The sequence below is a fragment of the Geobacillus thermodenitrificans subsp. thermodenitrificans DSM 465 genome (assembly GCF_000496575.1).
Lineage (GTDB): Bacteria > Bacillota > Bacilli > Bacillales > Anoxybacillaceae > Geobacillus > Geobacillus thermodenitrificans.
In genome coordinates, this window is the sequence record NZ_AYKT01000002.1 from 158375 (window position 1) to 180132 (window position 21758).

A 21758-nucleotide genomic window follows, 5' to 3' on the forward strand; every position below is an offset into this window, starting at 1 on the left:
TATATGAGAGGAGAACAAGGTGAATGAAGGCGAAAGTGGCGATTAACGGATTCGGACGAATTGGACGGATGGTTTTCCGGAGAGCCATCAATTCTCCTGATCTCGATATTGTGGCGGTCAATGCCAGCTATCCGCCCGAAACGTTAGCCCATTTAGTGAAATACGACTCGAACCACGGCAAATTTGACGGGGACGTCACCGCCTTAGAAGACGGCCTGCTTGTCAACGGAAAAAAAGTGAAGCTATTGAACTCGCGCGATCCGCAGCAACTGCCGTGGAAAGAGCTTGATATCGATATCGTCATTGAAGCAACTGGAAAATTTAATTCTCGTGAGAAAGCGAGCCTCCACTTAGACGCTGGGGCGAAGCGTGTCATTTTAACCGCTCCGGGCAAAAATGAGGATGTCACAATCGTCGTTGGCGTCAACGAACAGATGCTTGATATCGAACGTCATTTCATCATTTCGAACGCTTCGTGCACGACGAACTGTCTCGCTCCTGTCGTGAAAGTGCTTGATGAGGCGTTCGGAATTGAAAACGGGCTGATGACGACCGTTCACGCCTATACGAACGACCAAAAAAATATTGACAATCCGCATAAAGATTTGCGCCGCGCCCGCTCATGCGCACAATCGATCATTCCGACGACGACTGGGGCGGCGAAAGCGCTTGGCTTAGTGTTACCGCATTTGAAAGGAAAACTTCACGGCATGGCGCTGCGCGTCCCGACGCCAAACGTCTCGCTTGTCGATTTGGTCGTCGATGTCAAACGGGATGTGACGATTGATGAAGTGAACGAGGCGTTGCTTCGCGCGGCTAACGGCCCGCTGAAAGGAATTTTAGAATTCACGATGGAACCGCTTGTGTCGATCGACTTCAACACGAATCCGCATTCAGCGATCATTGATGGTTTGTCGACGATGGTGATCGATGGACGGAAAGTGAAAGTGCTCGCTTGGTATGACAACGAATGGGGCTATTCGTGCCGCGTCGTCGACTTAGCGCATCTTGTCGCTGCTAAGATGAACGAACATCTTCACGTCAATGCGTAACCACTTCGCCGGCCATCCGCCGGCGTTATTTTATCACCTTGAGTCAAGGTATCCCCGCTTCTCAGTGTGATGGTACGTAGGAGGGCGTTCGCTGACTGGTTGCTTGAACATTCGCCGCAAGGCTTATCCAATCCGTTTCCAAAAAGCGTCCAAGCCGATGTTGAGCGGCTTGGGCGTTTCTTGTTTTTCTCATGTAAAAAAATTAAAAAAGGCTGTTGCAAAAAACCCCTAAACAAAGTATACTATGTCTCGTGAACTTCTTAACGGCAAAGGTAATGTGACTACTTAAAGGGTTAGGACCTCTTAGGACTAACTTTCCCCCGTGGTAGTTATACATGCCATTTTGCAAACGACAATCTGTTTTTTATTTGAGAAAATTGGTTAAAAGGGGGATTCTTTGCATGGATACGATGGGTCGTCACGTTATCTCGGAACTCTGGGGATGCGACTTTGACAAACTGAATGATATCGATTTTATTGAAAAAACATTTGTTGACGCCGCACTAAAATCAGGGGCGGAAATTCGTGAAGTCGCGTTCCATAAATTCGCTCCACAAGGCGTAAGCGGAGTTGTCATTATTTCGGAATCTCATTTAACAATTCACACGTTCCCTGAACATGGCTATGCGAGTATTGATGTGTATACATGCGGCCATTTAGACCCGACGATTGCCGCTGACTACATCGCAGAACAGCTCGGCGCACAAACGCGAGAAACGATTGAACTTCCGCGCGGCATGCGTCCAATCGAAGTGAAAAAGGCGCACGCGCTGTAATTCCATAACGACGGAACCGAAAGGAGCGTAAGCGGAACGCTCCTTTTTTTATTCTTCGACGGTACAACAGCGGTGAAAATCATGGTATGATGGAAGAAAAAGAACGACTAGGGAGACGTGGCTATGAGCGTGTGGAAGAAGTTGAAGTATGCGTTGACGAACCATTGTGAAACGCGGGAAACCCATGAAGATTCCGAGCTGCGCAGCCATTATTACAAGGCGACCAACCGTGCTGTCATCGAAGCAGTCAAAGAGCTGCTTTCGTCGTTACCTAACGCCGAGCTGCTTTCCGTTTCCGAGGAGCGAGGCGAGCTTTGTGCTCAGACACGGCGGGGCAAAAAGTTGTTTATTGTTGCTACCGTCGTTTCGGTTCGTCCGTTTGAAACAGCGGTCGACTTTTCAGTGACGACGGAGACGAAGGTGTTGCCGTTTGATTTTGGCTCCAGCCGGGCAGTGATCCTCGAATTGTACCGGAAGCTTGATGCCCGTCTGCCGTATATCGGCTCCGGGTTAAACGGCTAACTATGGCTTGTCTGCTTTTCTCCATTCCGGTATGATAGAAAATAAGAAGACAAACGGAGTGAATGTTATGCGGTGTCCGTCATGCCATCATCAAGGCACGCGCGTGCTTGATTCGCGTCCAGCCGAGGAAGGCCGTTCGATCCGTCGTCGGCGGGAGTGTGAACGGTGCCATTATCGGTTTACGACGTTTGAGCGGATCGAGGAGCCGCCGCTCATTGTCGTGAAAAAAGAAGGGACGCGCGAAGAATTCAGCCGGGAAAAAATTTTGCGTGGCTTGATTAAAGCGTGTGAAAAACGGCCGGTGGCGTTGGAAGAACTGGAAAAAGTGACGCAAGAAATCGAGCGAGAGTTGCGTAATCAAGGCGTATCGGAAGTGAAAAGCGAAACGATCGGTGAAATGGTCATGGAGCGGCTGTCGCGCATCGATGAAGTGGCTTATGTCCGTTTTGCTTCCGTCTATCGCCAGTTTAAAGATATTAATGTATTTATTGAAGAACTAAAAGAGTTGATTAAAAAAGGACAGCGGTAAAAGGGCTTTCGCGTTAGGCAGCAAGCCCTTTTTTCAACGTTTTTTCGGGCAGGAAAGGAGAGAGGCGGGTTGAAACGAATACGACGAAATGGAAGGTTGGGACGATGGAACATCATTGGAAAGAACTGATTGCCGTCGACCGGTACATGGTACAAAGCCGCGGAGTATTGCATGATGTGGATCGAAAAGTATTGACGATGCTCTATCAGCCGCTCATTGGCTATCGCGCGCTCGCGCTTTATATGACGCTTTGGGGGGAACTTGAGCTGCTCGGCGGCCGGGAAGCGACTCACCATCGGCTGATGGCGCTTATGCAATGCGGGCTGCCGGACATTTATAGTGAACGGCTCAAACTTGAAGGAATCGGACTGTTGAATACATACGTCCGTGTTTGGGAAAAGGAAGAGCCGAAACAGTTTCTTTATGAATTGCGTCCGCCGCTGGCGCCCGATCAGTTTTTCCGCGACGAAATGCTCGGTGTCTTTTTGTATCGGCAAGTCGGTCGCCATTTGTTTGCCCAACTGAACGAGTTTTTTGCCCGCCCCTCGATTGACGAGACGAAGTTTACCCGAGTGACACGTTCGTTTTCTGACGTCTTTTCAGCCGTCCAAGCCGAACAAATCGTCGCCGGTTTTAGCGAAGAAGCCGGACATGAACTCGAGCCGCCGGACGGAAAGGTGCATATTGGGCGGGACGGGGCATCGTATACGCTCGATGACGACGTGTTTGATTTTGAACTGTTTTTTGCCGGACTGTCGAAACAATTGGTGCCGCGTCGAGCAGTGACGGCAAAAGTGAAAGAAGCAATTAAAAAGTTGGCATTTTTATACGGCATTCCGCCGCTTGAAATGCAAAAAATCGTTCTTGGTGTCATCGATCCCGCTTACCATATCGATATTGATGCGTTGCGTCAAGCGGCGCGTGAATGGTATGAGCTTGAGCATGGCGGTGCCGCACCACGGCTTGTCGAGCGGGTGCAGCCGCTCGCCCATCGGACGATGGAGAATGTTGAACCACGCACGAAGGAAGAGCAGCTGATGAAGCAGCTCGAAACGATTTCTCCACGTCAGCTGTTGAAAGAAATTTCAGGTGGTGCTGAACCGTCGCTAGGGGATTTGCAGTTGATTGAAGACGTTATGTTTCAGCAGCAGCTTCTTCCTGGTGTTGTCAACGTGTTGATTTATTACGTTATGCTGCGGACGAATATGAAACTATCAAAAAAATATGTCGAAAAAATCGCCAGTCATTGGGCGCGCAAAAAAGTGCGGACGGTCAAAGAGGCCATGGAGTTAGCCAAAGAGGAAGCAAAGACATACCAACAGTGGGCGAATGAAAAAGAAAAAGGGGTACGGCCAGTGCGAAAAGTCGTGCGCACAGAAATTGTTCCTGACTGGCTGAAGATGGATTACAGTCAACCGGACGATGACGATTTTGATGTGGAACAGGCGCGCAAAGAGCTTGAAGAACGGCTGAAAAAATATCGTGATGGATCGTAGGTGTAAAAGCAATGGAACGAGTAAACCACTTGTTGCAGCGGTTGCTTGGCAACCAAGGGTTTAAGCAGCGTTATGAACAAATGAGGACCTATATTTTGACACATCCGGACGTGCAGCCGTTTTTGCGGGCACACGAGCGGCAGTTGTCAAACGACATGGTTGACCGCAGTTTGATGAAGCTGTATGAATTTATTGAGCAAAGCCAGCACTGCCGCCAATGCCCAGGGCTCGAGCAATGCCCGAACATGCTGCCGGGATACCGTCCGAATTTGGTGGTCACCGGTGGACGGATTGACACCGAGTATGACCGCTGCCCGAAAAAGGTGCAGGATGACGAGCGAAGACAGCAAGAATCGCTGATTCAAAGCATGTTCGTACCGCGTGAAATTTTGCACGCCTCGCTGTCTGATATTGATCTTAGCGATAATGGGCGGATTAAAGCGATCAAGTTCGCCGAGAAGTTTGTGACAGAATACCAGCCAGGAAAAAAAATGAAAGGGTTATATTTGCACGGATCGTTTGGCGTCGGCAAAACGTATTTGCTTGGCGCGATCGCCAACGAGCTTGCCAAACGAAACATCCCATCGCTCATTGTCTATGTACCGGAGCTGTTTCGTGAGCTGAAACATTCGCTCCAAGATCAGACGATGAACGAAAAGCTGGATTACGTGAAAAAAGTGCCGATTTTGATGCTTGATGATCTTGGTGCTGAGTCGATGTCAAGCTGGGTGCGCGATGACGTGCTCGGTCCGATTTTGCAATACCGGATGTTTGAAAACTTGCCGACCTTTTTTACATCCAACTTTGATATGCAGCAGCTTGCCCATCATTTAACGTATTCGCAGCGCGGCGAGGAAGAGAAAGTGAAGGCGGCGCGCATTATGGAACGGATTCGCTATTTGGCATACCCGATTGAGCTGACCGGGCCAAACCGTCGCGAGCAAAACGGTTAATAGGCGTACTAGGATCCCGCAGCAACGTTCTCTTACGATCGGCTTCCAAAAGTAGGACGCCGATTTTTTTGTCTTGCCGCCCTTCAGGTGAAACGCCGTTAAGCTTGGCTCTTTTTTTAGTCTAAACAGCTGGTTGTCCCCATATATATAAACCAAGCATTGATCTCGAATTAAGGGGGGACAGCGGGTGATCGAAATCCATTTTGACGAGGCAAGCGAGGCGGAGAAACTGTTTTGGCTGCTGAACAAACGGAAACAGGATGCCTGTCCGCTGTTTCACGCCGCTTACGATGGATGCAAAACCGTGGCGGTTTACATACATGGCGAGGAGAAGCACGTGCTTGAGGAGCATATCATACCAGCCATGACGGCGTTTGTGAGGAGGGTTGTGGAAGACAGGTTGCTCTTATCGATCATCTCCGACGTCTTTTATTTCCGTGATGTGGAGGAGCAACAGCAAATTTTAGCGCTCGCCCATTCGTTTTTAGAAGGTGAGCGGCGCGACTACCGGAAAGGCGGGGAGTTTGCCGCTTCGCGTGCAGTGCTTCTGCGCAGCGCATTCGCTTCCTTTTTGCGTGACGGATTGTCGTTTTCGTTTTCTTCATTCGTTACATTCCGCTTAAAGTCGTATATGGAGCGCCTCCAGCATTACGTCGAGCTGGCGATTGATGAATACAAACTAGAACAGGAATACCAAAACTTTGTGCAAATGCTGCGTGACTGCCTTGCCACCCGGACGCCGCAATGGCCGCGCCTCTACTTAGTACATGACCCGCCACACTTTTTGTTTTATGACAGCAGCCGACGGGAATTGTCGATGGCTGAAGTAAAACAAATGATTGATCGCCATCTCGTCTTCAGCCAGCCGATGTATATCGATTCTTCCGTTCTGGCGCCGCTTATTTCGCTTGCTCCGGCTGAAATCGAGCTGTACACGGATCATCCGGATGATGGCATGGTGCAGACGATGCAAAACGTGTTCCAAGAGCGGCTTCGTCTTCGGCGTCGCGCTGATTTTGCCCATCTGTTTACCGCTAACGCTGGAAATCGAGAAGAATCTTGATTTTTCCTGTTGTTTTCGCTATAATGGCGTCATAAAAGTGAACGAAAACAAGCGATGATGAGGACATGGGCGCATTTTTACGGTTTCCAGAGAGGGAAGGCGTTGGCTGGAACCTTCCTAACACGAAAAATGTGCTTACCCCCTCAGAGCTGCGGCAGCGAACGCGACGTCTAGTAGTTGCCGCCGGTCGACGGCCGTTATATGTGTTGAGCCATGGCTTTGTTTTTGCCATGGGAAGAAGGGTGGAACCACGACAAAAACTCGTCCCTTTATGAGGGAGGAGTTTTTTTATTTTGACATTAAGGTAAAGGAGTGAACTTCATGCCAGACGTTATTCGCATTACGTTCCCGGACGGGGCGAAAAAGGAGTTTCCGAGCGGAACGTCAACTGAGGACATCGCTGCCTCGATCAGTCCGGGATTGAAGAAAAAAGCGATTGCCGGGAAACTGAACGGCCGGTTTGTTGATTTACGCACGCCGCTTCAAGAAGACGGCGAGCTTGTCATTATTACCCAGGACATGCCTGAGGCACTTGATATTTTGCGTCATAGCACCGCCCATTTAATGGCGCAAGCGATCAAGCGGCTGTATGACAACGTCAAGCTTGGCGTCGGCCCGGTCATTGAAAACGGCTTCTACTATGATATTGATATGGAACATAAGCTGACGCCGGATGATTTGCCGAAAATTGAGGCGGAAATGCGCAAAATCGTAAAGGAAAATCTTGACGTTGTTCGCAAAGAGGTGAGCCGTGACGAGGCGATTCGCCTGTATGAAAAAATTGGTGATCACTTGAAACTGGAGCTCATCAACGATATTCCGGAAGGCGAGACGATTTCCATTTACGAGCAAGGCGAGTTTTTCGATCTTTGTCGGGGTGTGCACGTGCCGTCGACCGGGAAAATCAAAGAGTTCAAGCTGCTCAGCATCTCGGGGGCCTACTGGCGCGGTGACAGCAACAACAAAATGCTGCAGCGTATTTACGGTACGGCGTTTTTCAAAAAAGAAGATCTGGACCATTATTTGCAGTTGCTCGAAGAGGCGAAAGAGCGCGATCATCGCAAATTGGGCAAAGAGCTTGAGCTATTTACGACATCACAAAAAGTCGGACAAGGACTGCCGCTTTGGTTGCCGAAAGGGGCGACGATCCGTCGCTTGATTGAACGGTACATTGTCGATAAAGAAATCGCCCTTGGTTATGATCATGTATATACGCCGGTGCTCGGCAGTGTGGAGCTGTATAAAACCTCAGGACACTGGGACCATTATAAAGAAAACATGTTCCCACCGATGGAAATGGATAACGAAGAGCTCGTGCTGCGGCCGATGAACTGCCCGCACCATATGATGATTTATAAAAGCAAGCTTCATAGCTACCGTGAGCTGCCGATCCGCATCGCCGAGCTCGGCACGATGCATCGCTACGAAATGTCCGGGGCGCTTACTGGACTGCAGCGTGTCCGCGGCATGACGCTCAACGACGCCCATATTTTCGTGCGCCCGGATCAAATTAAAGACGAGTTTAAGCGCGTCGTTAATTTGATTTTGGAAGTATACAAAGACTTTGGGCTGGACGAATATTCGTTCCGCCTGTCGTACCGCGACCCACAAGATAAAGAAAAATATTACGACGACGACGAGATGTGGGAAAAGGCGCAACGCATGCTGCGCGAGGCGATGGATGAACTTGGCCTCGATTACTACGAAGCGGAAGGGGAAGCAGCGTTTTACGGACCGAAGCTCGATGTGCAAGTGCGCACGGCACTCGGCAAAGATGAGACGCTGTCGACTGTACAGCTTGACTTCCTCTTGCCGGAGCGGTTTGACTTAACATATATCGGCGAAGATGGAAAACCGCACCGCCCGGTCGTCATCCACCGCGGCGTTGTTTCCACGATGGAACGGTTTGTCGCCTTCTTGATCGAAGAATACAAAGGGGCATTTCCAACGTGGCTCGCCCCGGTGCAAGTGGAAGTCATCCCGGTATCGTCGGAAGCCCATCTCGATTATGCGTATGAAGTGAAACAAGCGCTGCAAGTAAACGGCTTCCGCGTCGAAGTCGACGAACGGGATGAAAAAATCGGCTATAAAATCCGCGAAGCGCAAATGCAAAAAATTCCTTATATGCTCGTTGTCGGCGACAAAGAAGCGGCCGAGCGAGCGGTCAACGTCCGCCGCTACGGTGAAAAAGAAAGCGAGACTGTGGCGCTTGACAAGTTTATCGCGATGCTAGAAGAAGATGTGCGGCAAAAACGAGTGAAAAAACGATGAGTCAACAGCGGCCCGTAGGCGGCATGCCCGCCTGCCGGGCTGCTTTTTTCAGGTGAACAGCTGCGCTGCCTCAGAAACGGGAACACGAAGGGCAACAAAACTTTTTGTCACAAATCAAAAGTTTTCTCTTGTCAACGAAACAATGATCCGCTATAATAAAGGACGTTGTGTTTATCAAGAATGGATCCTTGACATGCCATCACCAAGGTGGTATAGTGTATAAAGTGAAATGATTGCTTGTTTGTAACGAAAGCAGAAGCACCCGCTTCTCACCTGACCGACGCTTAAGTGGCTGTTGGCAGGTTGTTACGGTTCGTCAATGGTTTATTCGAACATCGTGCGCGGGTGTCTTGTGCATCCGCGCTTTTTTGTTAGGAGCGGGATTCTGCCGACAAACAAGACAGTCGGAAAAAACCTTGGAGGTGGCTCATTATTAGCAAAGATTTTATTATCAACGAACAAATTCGTGCCCGCGAAGTGCGCTTAATCGATCAAAACGGCGATCAGCTCGGCATTAAGTCGAAGCAGGAAGCGCTCGAGATCGCGGCAAGACGCAACTTGGACCTTGTGCTTGTCGCCCCGAACGCCAAACCGCCTGTTTGCCGTATCATGGACTACGGCAAATTCCGCTTTGAGCAGCAAAAGAAAGAAAAAGAAGCGCGCAAAAAGCAAAAGGTGATCAACATTAAAGAGGTGCGCCTCAGCCCGACAATTGAGGAACACGACTTTAATACGAAACTACGCAATGCGCGCAAGTTTTTAGAAAAAGGCGATAAAGTGAAGGCGACGATCCGCTTTAAAGGGCGGGCGATCACCCATAAAGAAATCGGGCAGCGCGTCCTTGACCGCTTCTCGGAAGCATGCGCTGATATCGCGGTCGTCGAAACGGCGCCGAAATTGGAAGGGCGCAACATGTTTTTAGTGCTGGCACCGAAAAATGACAACAAGTAAGGAGGAACTACGATGCCAAAAATGAAAACTCACCGCGGCTCGGCCAAACGGTTCAAAAAAACGGCGAGCGGCAAATTAAAACGCGGTCATGCGTATACGAGCCACTTGTTTGCTAACAAAACGAAAAAGCAAAAACGTCATCTTCGCAAAGCGGCGCTCGTTTCGCCTGGCGATTTCAAACGCATTCGTCAAATGCTTGACAACTTGAAATAATGACCGATCAGTAGGAGGGAAAAATTATGCCACGCGTAAAAGGTGGACCAGTGACGCGCAGACGTCGCAAAAAAGTATTAAAGCTTGCGAAAGGGTATTTCGGCGCGAAACACGCGTTATATAGAGTTGCTAACCAACAAGTTATGAAATCTCTCATGTACGCGTATCGCGACCGTCGTCAACGGAAGCGCGATTTCCGTAAATTATGGATCGCGCGTATCAACGCGGCAGCTCGCCAAAACGGCTTGTCCTACAGCCGCCTCATGCACGGCTTGAAACTGGCCGGTGTAGAAGTAAACCGGAAAATGCTTGCTGACTTGGCGGTAAACGACCAAGCAGCGTTCGCTCAACTCGCTGACTTGGCAAAAGCGAACTTGAATAAGTAATACGAATGGCCATCCTGAACGGGGATGGCCGTTTTTATTTACATAGGAAATGGAGTGAGGGAGGGGCCTTATGATACAATATGCAATAGCCGTCAATCTTCTCGCTTTTTTTGCCATGGGGCTTGATAAATATAAGGCGAGACGCCATCGTTTTCGCATCGCCGAGCGGACGCTTTGGCTGCTGGCGTGGTTGGGTGGAGCTTTCGGAGCTATGGCGGGCATGTATACGTTTCGCCATAAAACGCGCCATCGCGTGTTTCGATACGGCTTGCCGCTGTTGGCAGCGGCGGAGTTCGTTGTTTATTGGCTGTGGATGAGGTAGAAAGGGGAGGAGAGAATGAACTGGCCTTTGCTTTACGACATGCAACGCGAGTTAGACACACGCATTGAAACGCAGCACGGCCTAGAGGCTGAAGATTTGTTTGCGCGCAAGCATCTTGCTTTTCTTGTTGAACTTGGTGAGCTGGCGAACGAGACACGCTGTTTTAAGTTTTGGAGCGTTAAGCCGTCTTCACCGGCAGAGAAAGTGCTTGAAGAGTACGTCGATGGGTTGCACTTCCTTTTGTCGCTCGGACTCGAATGCGGGTTGTTCTATGAAAGTGAAACGTCTCCTTCGGCACAACGGCCGCTAGTTGAACAGTTTCTCGCCGTGTTTCGCGCCGCTGACCGGTTCGGGATGACGAAAGCGAGTGCGGATTATCACGAGCTGTTTACCGAATATTTGTGCCTTGGCGCGGCGCTCGGTTTTTCGCCAGATGAAATCACCGCCGCGTACCGTCGGAAAAATGAAGTGAACCATCAACGGCAAAACGAACGGTATTAAGCTTTTTTGGAGAGCAAATGATTGAATTTTGCCAACCGCCAGCTTTTTCAGGTATAATGAAAAAGTGGACAAAAACGGAAAGGGGTGTCAAGATGGCAAAGTTGGACGAAACGTTGACAATGCTGAAAGCGTTGACGGATGCAAAAGGTGTCCCGGGCAATGAACGGGAAGCGCGCGAAGTGATGAAAACATACATAGCCCCATATGCGGACGAAGTAACGACCGACGGTCTCGGCAGCTTGATCGCCAAAAAAGAAGGAAAAGCTGGCGGACCGAAAGTCATGATTGCCGGCCATTTGGACGAAGTCGGCTTTATGGTCACGCAAATTGATGATAAAGGATTCATCCGCTTCCAGACGCTCGGCGGCTGGTGGAGCCAAGTGATGCTCGCCCAACGAGTGACCATCGTAACGAAAAAGGGCGACATCACCGGTGTGATCGGTTCGAAGCCGCCGCACATTTTGCCGCCGGAGGCGCGCAAAAAACCGGTTGATATTAAAGATATGTTCATTGACATCGGTGCGAAGAGCCGTGACGAAGCGATGGAGTGGGGCGTCCGCCCAGGCGATATGATCGTACCGTATTTTGAGTTTACCGTGTTGAACAATGAAAAAATGCTGTTAGCCAAAGCGTGGGACAACCGGATCGGCTGTGCGATCGCCATTGATGTGCTCAAGCAGCTGAAAGGCGTTGACCACCCGAACACGGTGTATGGTGTCGGCACGGTACAGGAAGAAGTCGGTTTGCGCGGGGCGCGCACGGCTGCCCAATTCATTCAACCGGACATCGCTTTTGCCGTTGACGTCGGCGTGGCAGGCGATACGCCAGGTGTCTCGGAAAAAGAAGCGATGGGCAAGCTCGGCGCCGGCCCGCACATTGTCCTATACGATGCAACGATGGTGTCGCATCGCGGTTTGCGCGAATTTGTCATCGAAGTGGCGGAAGAGCTGAACATTCCGTATCACTTTGACGCCATGCCAGGCGGCGGCACGGACGCGGGGGCGATTCATTTAACCGGCAGCGGTGTCCCGTCACTGACGATTGCCATTCCAACCCGCTACATCCATTCGCATGCTTCCATTTTGCATCGCGATGACTATGAAAACACGGTCAAGCTATTAGTTGAAGTCATTAAACGGCTTGATGCTGATAAAGTGAACCAAATTACATTTGAATAACGAGCGTAAGGAGGTTGCCTGAAAAGGCAGCCTCTTTTAGCGAAAAAGATCTGCGTATATACAGAACAGGAAACAGGTGTCCCGAACGTTTTGGGACACCTTCTTTTTGGTAGAAACAGCGCTACTTATTGTGCTGGTTTGTATGCGGCGCTTGTTATCCAATTTCTTGATTGGTCAACATGTTGTGACCGTTTTTCGCTTTGCCGGCGGATGTATTCCAACCCGCTTTTGCATTGACGGCAGTAAAACGGTCTCACTAGTTGAGCCGTGCCTCAGGGCAGTTATTTTAGTAAGCAGAGGGATATGATTGGCCGAAAGAGAGTTGAACTACTCACCGCTTAACCGCCTTACAGTTTGTTTGAAGTGGGAGATTCCTGCGAACACTGAGGGATCCCTCAGACTAATAGCTATTTTTTCTTTTTGCTTGTTCAAAAAGAAGTTAAGGACGAATCGAGAACAACCAAATGTTTTGTTTGGATAGATTCTAAATGGATATGCTTTGTTTACCAGCAGTGTTTTTCCCCTTCCAATTTGTTATGATTACCTATTATATCAAAATGGAAAAGCCGCCCTAGTCGGGCGGGCTTTTTTCGTTGAGGCGAGGTGTTGGGGGTGGCGCTGTTTAGAAGGCGGGCGATGAAACAGAGCATGTAGCTTCATAGTAGGCGTTCTCAAGTTGAAATACGTTTCCCTTTTCCCATAGTCATTGTGTTTCATCAGCCTTCTAGGCGGGAAGGGTGGACCGCAGCGCCAGCGACTGCTTACTGTTTGACTGCTTGCTCGAGCGTGGAGAGCATCATGTCTTTTTGCTGCTCATTGGCGTTTGTCCAAATGGCTTCAAAGAGGACGCCAAGGCCGGGCAAATACTTTTCCTCACCACGTTGAATCGCGTCTTCAATCGTATTTTCGAGCTGGTCTTTCGAATTGTTTGCGACATTGTGCATAATCGCATGGCGAAGATTTAAATTCATTGTCATCACCTCGTTTGCCGTTGTTGTACAACGTTATCGTTTGCCAATGGCAGCGGATTTATACATCGGTGGTTCACGTCTATGGTATAATGGGGAGCAAATATCAAAATGAAGAAACTTGACGTATGAGGTGACGACACAATGGAAAAAGCGACATTCGCTGGAGGTTGCTTTTGGTGCATGGTGACGCCGTTTGAAGAGCTGGACGGCATTTACGGCATCGTCTCTGGCTATACGGGTGGGCATGTTGAAAATCCGACGTATGAGCAAGTGAAAACAGGGACGACCGGCTATTATGAAGCGGTGCAAATCACGTTTGACCCGGACGTGTTCCCATATGAGCGGCTTTTAGAGCTGTATTGGTGCCAAATTGACCCGACCGATGACGGCGGTCAGTTTCATGACCGTGGATCGCAATACCGGACGGCGATTTTTTACCATAACGAAACACAGCGCCGGCTCGCTGAGCAGTCAAAGCGGGCGTTAGAAGAAAGCGGACGTTTCTCAAAGCCGATTGTGACAAAAATTTTGCCAGCTACAACGTTTTACCCGGCGGAAGAGCACCATCAAAACTACCATAAGAAAAATCCGGAGCATTACAAGCAAGATCGTGCCGCTTCCGGGCGCGACGAGTTTATCGCCAAACATTGGGGGGCGAAGCGGTGAAGCGGATCGAATCGCCGAAAAATGCACGTGTAAAGCATTGGAAAAAGTTATTGACGAAAAAAGGACGCGAGGAAACCGGGTGCTTTTTGCTAGAAGGATTCCATCTCGTTGAAGAGGCAGTCAAAAGCCAAGCGCCGCTTGTCGAGTTGATTGTGGATGAACGGACGACGATCCCGCCCGGCTGGGACGTCAGCGATGTTCCGGTAGTGATCGTGACCGAGACGGTGATGAAGGCGATCAGCAGCACGGAAACGCCGCAAGGGATCGCTGCCATCTGTCGTCAGCGGCCGCATGAGCTTACAGGTGTGAAAACGGCGTTGCTCATTGATGCCGTGCAAGACCCAGGCAATCTTGGCACAATGATTCGCACTGCCGACGCAGCCGGCATTGATGCTGTCATTTTAGGAGAAGGATGTGCTGACTTGTACAATCCGAAAGTGATCCGCGCAACCCAAGGGTCGTTGTTTCATCTTCCGGTTGTCAAAGGCGATGTGGCAGAATGGATCACGCGCTTGAAAGAGCAAGGTGTTCCAGTGTACGGCACCGCCTTGGAGAATGCGGTCGACTACCGTGCCATCCCGCAATCATCCTCATTTGCGCTTTTAGTTGGCAATGAAGGAAGCGGCGTCCGGCGCGAGCTGCTCAAGATGACAACGGAAAATGTCTACATTCCGATTTACGGCCAAGCCGAGTCACTCAACGTTGCCGTTGCAGCTGGAATTTTACTTTACTCCTTGCAGACGGCGCAGTAAAAAATTTCTGACTTACCTTGCCTTTGTCTCTTGGTTTGCGTATAATGAATAGCGACATTTCCCATATCGATAACAACGATGACGGAGAAGAGTAGCTTGCTGCTCGCCATCCAGGGAGAAAACGCCATAGACTGGGAGCGTTTTTATGGCCGACGCAAGTGAAGTTCACCTCCCGAGTTGACACCGGGACCATCCTCTCAGGCAGGATGTAAAGGTGATCCGGCTTCGGGCCGTTATAGCAATGAAGGGAACAGTGCGTCTTCGTTTGCGCTGTTAACAAGGGTGGTACCGCGAGCAACAACTCGTCCCTTATGAGGGACGGGTTTTTTTATTTTGTTAGAGGAGGGATTGGCGTGAAAGAACGGTTGCATGAGCTTGAACGAGAAGCGCTTGAAAAAATTGAACAAGCTGGCGATTTAAAAGCGCTCAACGATGTGCGTGTCGCCTATTTAGGCAAAAAAGGGCCGATTACCGAAGTGCTGCGCGGCATGGGAGCATTGCCGTCAGAAGAGCGTCCGAAAATTGGTGCGCTTGCCAATGAGGTAAGAGAGGCGATCCAAAAGGCGCTCGAAGCAAAACAAACGAAACTGGAAGAAGAAGAAGTCGAGCGGAAGTTGGCGGCTGAAGCGATCGATGTGACGCTTCCGGGCCGTCCGGTGAAACTGGGGAATCCTCATCCGCTGACGCGCGTCATCGAGGAAATTGAAGATTTGTTTATCGGCATGGGCTATACGGTCGCCGAAGGTCCGGAAGTCGAGACCGATTATTACAATTTTGAGGCGCTCAATTTGCCGAAAGGACACCCGGCCCGCGATATGCAAGATTCGTTTTATATTACGGAAGAAATTCTGCTTCGCACCCACACGTCGCCGATGCAGGCACGGACGATGGAAAAACATCGCGGGCGCGGTCCGGTAAAAATCATTTGCCCGGGGAAAGTGTATCGCCGCGATACCGATGATGCGACCCATTCACATCAGTTTACGCAAATTGAAGGATTGGTTGTTGACCGCAACATCCGGATGAGCGATTTAAAAGGGACGCTGCGCGAATTTGCCCGCAAGCTGTTCGGTGAAGGGCGCGACATCCGTTTTCGTCCGAGCTTTTTCCCGTTTACCGAGCCTTCAGTCGAGGTCGATGTGTCCTGCTTCCGCTGCGAAGGGCACGGCTGCAGCGTTTGCAAAGGTACGGGCTGGATTGAAATTTTAGGCGCTGGCATGGTGCACCCGAACGTGCTTGAGATGGCCGGCTTTGATTCGAAAACGTATACCGGATTTGCGTTCGGCATGGGGCCGGAGCGGATCGCGATGTTGAAATACGGCATTGATGACATCCGCCATTTCTATCAGAACGATCTTCGTTTCTTGCAACAATTTTTGCGTGTCTAAAAGAAAAAGGAGGAGTTGGGAATGCTCGTTTCTTATCGTTGGCTAGGCGAATACGTCGATTTGACGGGCGTGACGGCGGAACAACTCGCTGATCGCATTACAAAAAGCGGCATTGAAGTCGAGCGGGTTGAAGCGCTTGAGCGGGGAATGAAAGGAGTCGTCATCGGCCATGTGCTCGAATGCGAGCCACACCCAAACGCCGATAAACTGCGGAAATGTCTTGTTGATCTTGGCGAAGGAGAGCCGGTGCAAATCATTTGCGGTGCCCCGAACGTCGCCAAGGGGCAAAAAGTTGCTGTAGCGAAAGTTGGAGCGAGACTGCCGGGCAATTTTAAAATCAAACGGGCGAAGCTGCGCGGCGAAGAGTCGAACGGCATGATTTGCTCGCTCCAAGAACTCGGTGTTGAAACAAAAGTCGTGCCGAAAGAATACGCCGAAGGCATTTTCGTCTTCCCAAGCGACGCGCCGGTCGGCGCTGATGCGCTTGAATGGCTCGGCTTGCACGATGAAGTGCTCGAACTCGCCTTGACGCCGAATCGCGCCGATTGCTTAAGCATGCTTGGCGTTGCCTACGAAGTCGCTGCGATTCTCGGCCGCGATGTGAAGTTGCCGGAAACGGCGGTGAACGAAAATGAAGAAAGCGTCCATGACTACATTTCTGTCCGTGTCGAGGCGCCGGAAGACAATCCGCTGTACGCCGGACGGATCGTGAAAAACGTCCAAATCGGCCCGTCGCCGCTTTGGATGCAAGCGCGCTTGATGGCGGCCGGCATTCGTCCACACAACAATGTTGTCGATATCACCAACTACATTTTGCTTGAGTACGGCCAGCCGCTTCACGCGTTTGACTACGACCGTCTCGGTTCGAAGGAGATCGTCGTTCGTCGTGCCAAGGCGGGAGAAATGATCGTGACGCTTGACGATGTCGAGCGGAAGCTGACTGAAGATCATCTCGTCATCACAAACGGCCGTGAGCCGGTCGCCTTAGCCGGTGTGATGGGCGGAGCGAACTCGGAAGTGCAGGATGACACGAAAACAGTGTTCATCGAAGCCGCGTATTTTACGAGCCCGGTCATCCGCCAGGCGGTGAAAGACCACGGGTTGCGCAGCGAAGCGAGCACCCGGTTTGAAAAAGGGATTGATCCGGCGCGGACGAAAGAAGCGCTCGAGCGCGCTGCTGCTTTGATGGCAGAATACGCCGGCGGCGAGGTCGTCAGCGGTATCGTGGAAGCTAATACATGGAAAGAAGAGCCGGTTGTCGTAACGGTGGCGCTGGAACGCATCAACGGCGTCCTCGGCACAGCGATGACGAAAGAGGAAGTAGCTGGCATTCTTTCAAACTTGCAATTCTCGTTTACGGAAGATAATGGAACGTTTACAATCCATGTTCCATCGCGCCGCCGCGATATTACGATCGAAGAAGATATTATCGAGGAAGTCGCCCGTTTGTATGGCTACGACCATTTGCCAGCGACTTTGCCGGTGGCCGAAGCAAAACCGGGCGAGTTGACACCGTACCAAGCGAAACGCCGCCGTGTCCGCCGCTATTTCGAAGGCGCGGGCTTGTTCCAGGCGATCACGTATTCGCTTACCAGTCCGGACAAAGCGACGCGGTTTGCTTTGGAGACAACCGAACCAGTCCGCTTGGCGTTGCCGATGAGTGAGGAGCGGAGCGTTCTCCGGCAAAGCTTGGTGCCGCATTTGCTCGAAGCGGCGAGCTACAACCGTGCCCGCCAAGTTGAGAACGTCGCGCTATATGAAATCGGCTCTGTCTATTTGTCCAAGGGGGAAAATGTCCAACCGGCGGAAAAAGAACGGCTCGCCGGCGTCATCACCGGTTTATGGCATGCCCACCTTTGGCAAGGAGAGAAAAAAGCAGCTGATTTCTATGTTGCAAAAGGCGTGCTTGACGGCTTGTTCGCCCTGCTTGGGCTGTCTGATCGCATCAGCTACCGTCCGGCGAAGCGTGCTGATTTGCATCTGGGGCGGACAGCGGAGATTGTGCTTGACGGCAAAGAGATCGGCTTTGTCGGCCAGCTCCATCCGGCTGTACAAAAAGAGTACGATTTGAAAGAAACGTATGTCTTTGAACTCGCCTTCGCTGAGCTACTGAATACAGAAGGCGAAACGATCCGTTACGAGTCGATTCCGCGCTTCCCGTCAGTCGTGCGCGACATCGCTTTAGTCGTCGACGACAATGTCGAAGCAGGTGCTCTCAAGCAGGCGATCGCCGAAGCGGGGAACCCGCTATTAAAAGACGTGGCCCTCTTTGACGTCTATAAAGGCGACCGTCTGCCGGCCGGGAAAAAATCGCTCGCCTTCTCGCTCCGCTACTACGATCCGGAACGGACGCTCACTGATGAGGAAGTTACTGCCGTCCATGAACGGGTTTTGGCAGCGGTCGAGGAGCAGTTTGGCGCGGTGTTGCGCGGGTAATGCCGCGGCTGTGTTAAGCAGGGAGCGTAGGCAGCTCCCTGTTTTTCTATTCGCGCCCATCGCGAAAAAAGGGGGAGAACGATGCGAAGCGTTCGAGCGGTGATCATTGCGATGGTTTTACTTGTCGGGTTGCACGGGTGTGACGCAGGTCGATCAGAAGGTGGAAAACAACCGGTTGAGCTCACCGTCTCAGCGGCTGCCAGTTTGCAAGACGCGCTAAAGGAAGTGAAAACCGCCTTCGAGCATGAACATCCGAATATCCGCATTCACTATAATTTTGGGTCATCCGGCGCCTTGCAAAAACAAATCGCCCAAGGAGCGCCGGTCGACTTGTTTTTCTCTGCCGCCGTCCTGCCGTTTGAAGAACTGAAAAAGGAAGGGCTGATCGATTCCACGCATGAAAAAACGGTGGTTGCCAACGAACTCGTGCTCATTGTGCCAAAACAGGAAGAAGGAGCGATTCAGTCGCTCGATGACATCACTCGCGCGAAACGGGTGGCCATTGGCATCCCTGAGTCGGTGCCGGCCGGCATATACGCGAAACAAACACTTGAGCGCGCCGGGCTTTGGGAAAACGTCGAGCCGCGCCTTGTTCTTGCCAAAGACGTTCGCCAAGTATTGACGTATGTCGAAACGGGCAACGTCGACGCCGGCTTTGTATATCGGACGGACGCGCTTGTCTCGGGCAACGTGCACATCGCCACTGCGGTGCCTGATGAGATGCACGAACCGATCGTCTATCCGCTCGGTGTGGTCAAGACGAGCAAACATCTGCAAGAAGCGCGCCAGTTTTATGCCTATTTGACGAGTGAACAAGCGTTGAAGCAATTTGAACAGTACGGGTTCCGCCGTGCCCACTAGCGTCCAAACGCACTTGTCTTCACACGAACAGGCCATCATTGTAAAATAAAAGACATATCAACATACTAGGCGATGGGGTTCGCCATAACCACCGGCTTCCGGCTGATGACTCCTGCTGCGTTTGCGAGTGGCAGGAGTTTGCTTGTTTTGCAGAGGAGGGATGTCTTATGGTGTATGTCGCTGTCGGCATCGCTGGCATGATCGGCGCACTTGTCCGCTATGCGCTCGGATTGGCTGTTCCCGCTGCCGCCGTCGGCGGTTTTCCGCTCGGGACACTGTTAATGAACTGGACAGGCGCGTTTTTGCTTAGCTGGCTGACGGTTGTTTTCACCTGTCGCCCCACATGGCCGACGTGGTGGAAAACGGCGATGACGACCGGTTTTGTCGGCTCGTATACAACGTTTTCTACGCTTAGCGTTGAGTGTGTCGAATTGATGGAGCAAGGGGCATGGGGAGCGGCGGCTGTTTATATTGCGGCTAGTTTGTTTGGCGGTTTGTTCGCCTCATGGGCTGGGTACGCTGCAGCCCAACGGAGTGATGGGGGACGAAAGGAAGGAGTGGAATCATGATAGCGCCATGGTTGGTGATGCTTGGCGGCTTTTTCGGTGCTGTGGCTCGCTATGCCGTCAGTCGGTGGTTCGCTCGCTGCATGCCACATGTTCCGTTCGGGACGCTCTTTGTCAATTTGCTTGGCTCGTTTTTGCTGGGGTGGCTTGCAGGAAGCGGTGCCGCCAATGCAGAAAAACTGCTCATCGGCACGGGGTTTATGGGAGCGTTCACGACTTTTTCCACCTTAAAGTGGGAGAGTGTGCAAATGATGCAGAAAAAACAATGGGGAAAATCGCTGGCTTATTTGGCTGTCACCTACTCATTTGGAATATGGTTGGCATGGCTAGGCTATCAATTTGGACGTTCATAATGACATGACATCCGATCGCAGACTGGAAAAATCGACAAAAACTCTCTCCCCGTCAACGACACATTGGCGGGGAAGAGAGAGCGGATGAAGGGGAACGATGGAAATAACGCATCGGTTATCTTTCTCTTTTTCCAAACAATAACGTCTCAAGAATGTCATGAATGTGCGTATTTTCATACACGCCAGCAAACCGTTTCGCTCCCGGACCCATGGCGGTCAGTGGCACACCGGCAGCAGTGTGGCCTGTTGTCGTCCAGTTTAAGGTGAATGTTTGTTTAGAATGGGCGACGGCAAACGGGCCGTTTTCGTCAGAGAGCGTGTTACTGTCTTCTGATTCATCTGCGTCGCCCGGCGTTTCAATCGTCAGGCCGCCGGATTCGTGGTCGGCGAGCACAAGAACGAGTGTGTCTGGATGGTGCTTGGCGTACCGTTTCGCCACGGCGACTGCTTGATCAAACTGTTGCCCCGCTTTGATCATGAGCGAACCGTTATTGTCATGGCTCATTTCATCAATCGCTTCCTCTTCGACGACAAGGAAAAAGCCTTTTTTGTTTTTCGACAACACATCAATCGCTTTTTTTGTCATATCAGGCAGCGATACGACGGGGTTGTACTTACCTTCTCCTTCGGAACGTTTTTGGAACATTTCTTCATTGGCGAATAATCCAAGCAGTTTGCGCCCCTTTGCCCGTTTCAGCTCATCGGCGGTGCGGACATAGGTGTAACCGAGCTTCTTGGCGCGTTCAACTAAGTTTCCTTGCGTGCCTTTGCTTCCTTCTTCTGCATCTTCAGCCGTATCTGGGTAATAGCCAGGATGTCCAGCTGGATACCAGTAGTCTTCCCCGCCGCCCAAAATGACGTCAACTTTGGTTTTTTCGATGTATTGCTTGGCGATGTCGCTTTGTGCGGAGCGATTGGCGGTGTGAGCAGCGAATGCCGCTGGGGTAGCATCGGTTACTTGGGCAGTCGTGACAAGCCCGGTCGCTTTCCCGGCTTTTTTCGCTTGTTCCAAAATCGTTTTCACCGGTTTTCCTTGTAAGTCAACGGAGATGGCGCCGTTATACGTTTTTACACCTGTCGCTATCGCGCTGGCAGCCGCAGCGGAGTCGGTGATGAATGATTTGGGGTCGGCGGAGTTTGTATGAATGAGCCCGCTGTATGGCATGCTGTCCATTTCTAGTTCCCCGTCTATCCCTTTCGTCGCTAGGCGAATGGCATTGCGCTGGGCTGTTCCCATACCGTCGCCGACGAGCATGATGACATTTTTCACGACAGGTGGCTTTGCGGGCTTGGACGGTGCAGCCGATACTGCTTGTCCGCCATGGTTGAGCGTGAGTCCGACACTTAGCGTAGCGATAAGTAGAGCAGCGCAGCGTTTCGATTTGAACATCGTTCTCCTCTCCTTTTTTCAAATTCATTTTGTCATGTTTATCGTACAAGCTCGATATGAAGAGAATGTGAATTCTATGTAATCGTTTTGCAAATAAACCAGTATTTTCTTTGTCCTATCTGCTCATTGAGCAGTGTGTTTTCGGGAAGAGGACGAAAACGG

At 51.0% G+C, this 21758-nt stretch carries 24 protein-coding genes, 1 riboswitch and 3 other annotated features; of the genes, 21 read left to right on the forward strand and 3 right to left on the reverse strand.

Going from position 1 to position 21758, the window contains the following annotated elements; genetic code table 11:
* Positions 1-23 precede the first annotated feature (23 nt).
* The 14 genes from DSM465_RS0103180 to DSM465_RS0103250 all read left to right on the forward strand — a co-directional run bounded on the left by DSM465_RS0103180 (position 24) and on the right by DSM465_RS0103250 (position 12213).
* Positions 24-1052, forward strand: coding sequence for a glyceraldehyde-3-phosphate dehydrogenase (locus tag DSM465_RS0103180; protein ID WP_008880847.1), 1029 nt, complete (start codon positions 24-26; stop codon positions 1050-1052).
* 401 nt (positions 1053-1453) lie between these two features.
* Complete coding sequence (gene speD, locus DSM465_RS0103190) at positions 1454-1828, forward strand: adenosylmethionine decarboxylase (RefSeq protein WP_008880846.1); 375 nt, start codon at positions 1454-1456, stop codon at positions 1826-1828.
* 123 nt (positions 1829-1951) lie between these two features.
* Positions 1952-2350: a hypothetical protein gene (locus tag DSM465_RS0103195; protein ID WP_008880845.1), complete on the forward strand. Its 399-nt coding sequence runs from the start codon at positions 1952-1954 to the stop codon at positions 2348-2350.
* Positions 2351-2417: 67 nt separating this feature from the next.
* Positions 2418-2879 carry a transcriptional regulator NrdR gene (nrdR, locus tag DSM465_RS0103200; protein WP_008880844.1) on the forward strand — a complete coding sequence of 154 codons (462 nt, stop codon included), beginning with the start codon at positions 2418-2420 and terminating at the stop codon, positions 2877-2879.
* Positions 2880-2983: 104 nt separating this feature from the next.
* Entirely contained in the window at positions 2984-4375 is a 1392-nt protein-coding gene (locus DSM465_RS0103205; protein WP_011887949.1) for a replication initiation and membrane attachment family protein, read from the forward strand.
* An 11-nt stretch (positions 4376-4386) separates the two neighbouring features.
* A complete protein-coding gene (dnaI, locus tag DSM465_RS0103210) occupies positions 4387-5328 on the forward strand; it encodes a primosomal protein DnaI (RefSeq protein ID WP_008880842.1) in 942 nt (313 codons plus the stop codon).
* A gap of 187 nt (positions 5329-5515) precedes the next feature.
* Positions 5516-6391: a putative sporulation protein YtxC gene (ytxC, locus tag DSM465_RS0103215; RefSeq protein WP_029760618.1), complete on the forward strand. Its 876-nt coding sequence runs from the start codon at positions 5516-5518 to the stop codon at positions 6389-6391.
* Between the two features lie 45 nt (positions 6392-6436).
* Positions 6437-6663, forward strand: a binding site (T-box leader).
* A gap of 49 nt (positions 6664-6712) precedes the next feature.
* Positions 6713-8662 carry a threonine--tRNA ligase gene (thrS, locus tag DSM465_RS0103220; RefSeq protein ID WP_029760619.1) on the forward strand — a complete coding sequence of 650 codons (1950 nt, stop codon included), beginning with the start codon at positions 6713-6715 and terminating at the stop codon, positions 8660-8662.
* A 244-nt stretch (positions 8663-8906) separates the two neighbouring features.
* Positions 8907-9038 (forward strand) — a sequence feature (ribosomal protein L20 leader region).
* A 53-nt stretch (positions 9039-9091) separates the two neighbouring features.
* Positions 9092-9613, forward strand: coding sequence for a translation initiation factor IF-3 (infC, locus tag DSM465_RS0103225; protein WP_078172646.1), 522 nt, complete (start codon positions 9092-9094; stop codon positions 9611-9613).
* A gap of 12 nt (positions 9614-9625) precedes the next feature.
* Positions 9626-9826 (forward strand): 50S ribosomal protein L35, encoded by a 201-nt coding sequence (gene rpmI, locus DSM465_RS0103230; RefSeq protein ID WP_011887945.1) that lies wholly within the window; start codon positions 9626-9628, stop codon positions 9824-9826.
* Between the two features lie 26 nt (positions 9827-9852).
* Positions 9853-10212, forward strand: coding sequence for a 50S ribosomal protein L20 (gene rplT / locus DSM465_RS0103235; protein ID WP_011887944.1), 360 nt, complete (start codon positions 9853-9855; stop codon positions 10210-10212).
* A gap of 70 nt (positions 10213-10282) precedes the next feature.
* Positions 10283-10534: a DUF1294 domain-containing protein gene (locus DSM465_RS0103240; RefSeq protein WP_011887943.1), complete on the forward strand. Its 252-nt coding sequence runs from the start codon at positions 10283-10285 to the stop codon at positions 10532-10534.
* A 15-nt stretch (positions 10535-10549) separates the two neighbouring features.
* A complete protein-coding gene (locus DSM465_RS0103245; protein ID WP_011887942.1) occupies positions 10550-11035 on the forward strand; it encodes a dUTP diphosphatase in 486 nt (161 codons plus the stop codon).
* Between the two features lie 92 nt (positions 11036-11127).
* Entirely contained in the window at positions 11128-12213 is a 1086-nt protein-coding gene (locus DSM465_RS0103250; RefSeq protein ID WP_011887941.1) for a M42 family metallopeptidase, read from the forward strand.
* A 327-nt stretch (positions 12214-12540) separates the two neighbouring features.
* Here DSM465_RS0103250 and DSM465_RS19775 read toward each other — a convergent pair whose 3' ends face one another.
* Complete coding sequence (locus DSM465_RS19775) at positions 12541-12744, reverse strand: helix-turn-helix domain-containing protein (RefSeq protein WP_317135446.1); 204 nt, start codon at positions 12742-12744, stop codon at positions 12541-12543.
* 230 nt (positions 12745-12974) lie between these two features.
* On the reverse strand, positions 12975-13184 hold the full coding sequence (gene sspI / locus DSM465_RS0103255) for a small acid-soluble spore protein SspI (protein WP_008881165.1): 210 nt from the start codon (positions 13182-13184) through the stop codon (positions 12975-12977).
* Between the two features lie 141 nt (positions 13185-13325).
* Between sspI and msrA the strand changes: the two genes are divergently transcribed.
* From msrA to crcB, 7 genes are all read left to right on the forward strand, one after another.
* Entirely contained in the window at positions 13326-13850 is a 525-nt protein-coding gene (gene msrA, locus DSM465_RS0103260; protein WP_029760622.1) for a peptide-methionine (S)-S-oxide reductase MsrA, read from the forward strand.
* The gene (locus tag DSM465_RS0103265; protein ID WP_029760623.1) at positions 13847-14602 is read left to right on the forward strand and encodes a TrmH family RNA methyltransferase; all 756 of its coding nucleotides are present in this window, start codon (positions 13847-13849) and stop codon (positions 14600-14602) included. The genes msrA and DSM465_RS0103265 overlap by 4 nt, the downstream gene beginning before the upstream one ends.
* A gap of 69 nt (positions 14603-14671) precedes the next feature.
* Positions 14672-14915: a binding site (T-box leader), on the forward strand.
* A 40-nt stretch (positions 14916-14955) separates the two neighbouring features.
* Entirely contained in the window at positions 14956-15990 is a 1035-nt protein-coding gene (gene pheS / locus DSM465_RS0103270) for a phenylalanine--tRNA ligase subunit alpha (protein ID WP_029760624.1), read from the forward strand.
* 21 nt (positions 15991-16011) lie between these two features.
* A complete protein-coding gene (gene pheT / locus DSM465_RS0103275) occupies positions 16012-18426 on the forward strand; it encodes a phenylalanine--tRNA ligase subunit beta (RefSeq protein WP_029760625.1) in 2415 nt (804 codons plus the stop codon).
* 81 nt (positions 18427-18507) lie between these two features.
* On the forward strand, positions 18508-19287 hold the full coding sequence (modA, locus tag DSM465_RS0103280) for a molybdate ABC transporter substrate-binding protein (RefSeq protein ID WP_008881160.1): 780 nt from the start codon (positions 18508-18510) through the stop codon (positions 19285-19287).
* Between the two features lie 59 nt (positions 19288-19346).
* Positions 19347-19409, forward strand: a riboswitch (Fluoride riboswitch).
* 45 nt (positions 19410-19454) lie between these two features.
* Positions 19455-19856 carry a fluoride efflux transporter FluC gene (locus DSM465_RS0103285; protein WP_008881159.1) on the forward strand — a complete coding sequence of 134 codons (402 nt, stop codon included), beginning with the start codon at positions 19455-19457 and terminating at the stop codon, positions 19854-19856.
* On the forward strand, positions 19853-20206 hold the full coding sequence (crcB, locus tag DSM465_RS0103290) for a fluoride efflux transporter CrcB (RefSeq protein WP_029760626.1): 354 nt from the start codon (positions 19853-19855) through the stop codon (positions 20204-20206). Before DSM465_RS0103285 ends, crcB begins: the two co-directional genes overlap by 4 nt.
* A gap of 115 nt (positions 20207-20321) precedes the next feature.
* On the opposite strand, the gene DSM465_RS0103295 is transcribed toward crcB, so the two are convergent.
* Positions 20322-21596 carry an alkaline phosphatase gene (locus DSM465_RS0103295; protein WP_029760627.1) on the reverse strand — a complete coding sequence of 425 codons (1275 nt, stop codon included), beginning with the start codon at positions 21594-21596 and terminating at the stop codon, positions 20322-20324.
* Positions 21597-21758: the final 162 nt, after the last annotated feature.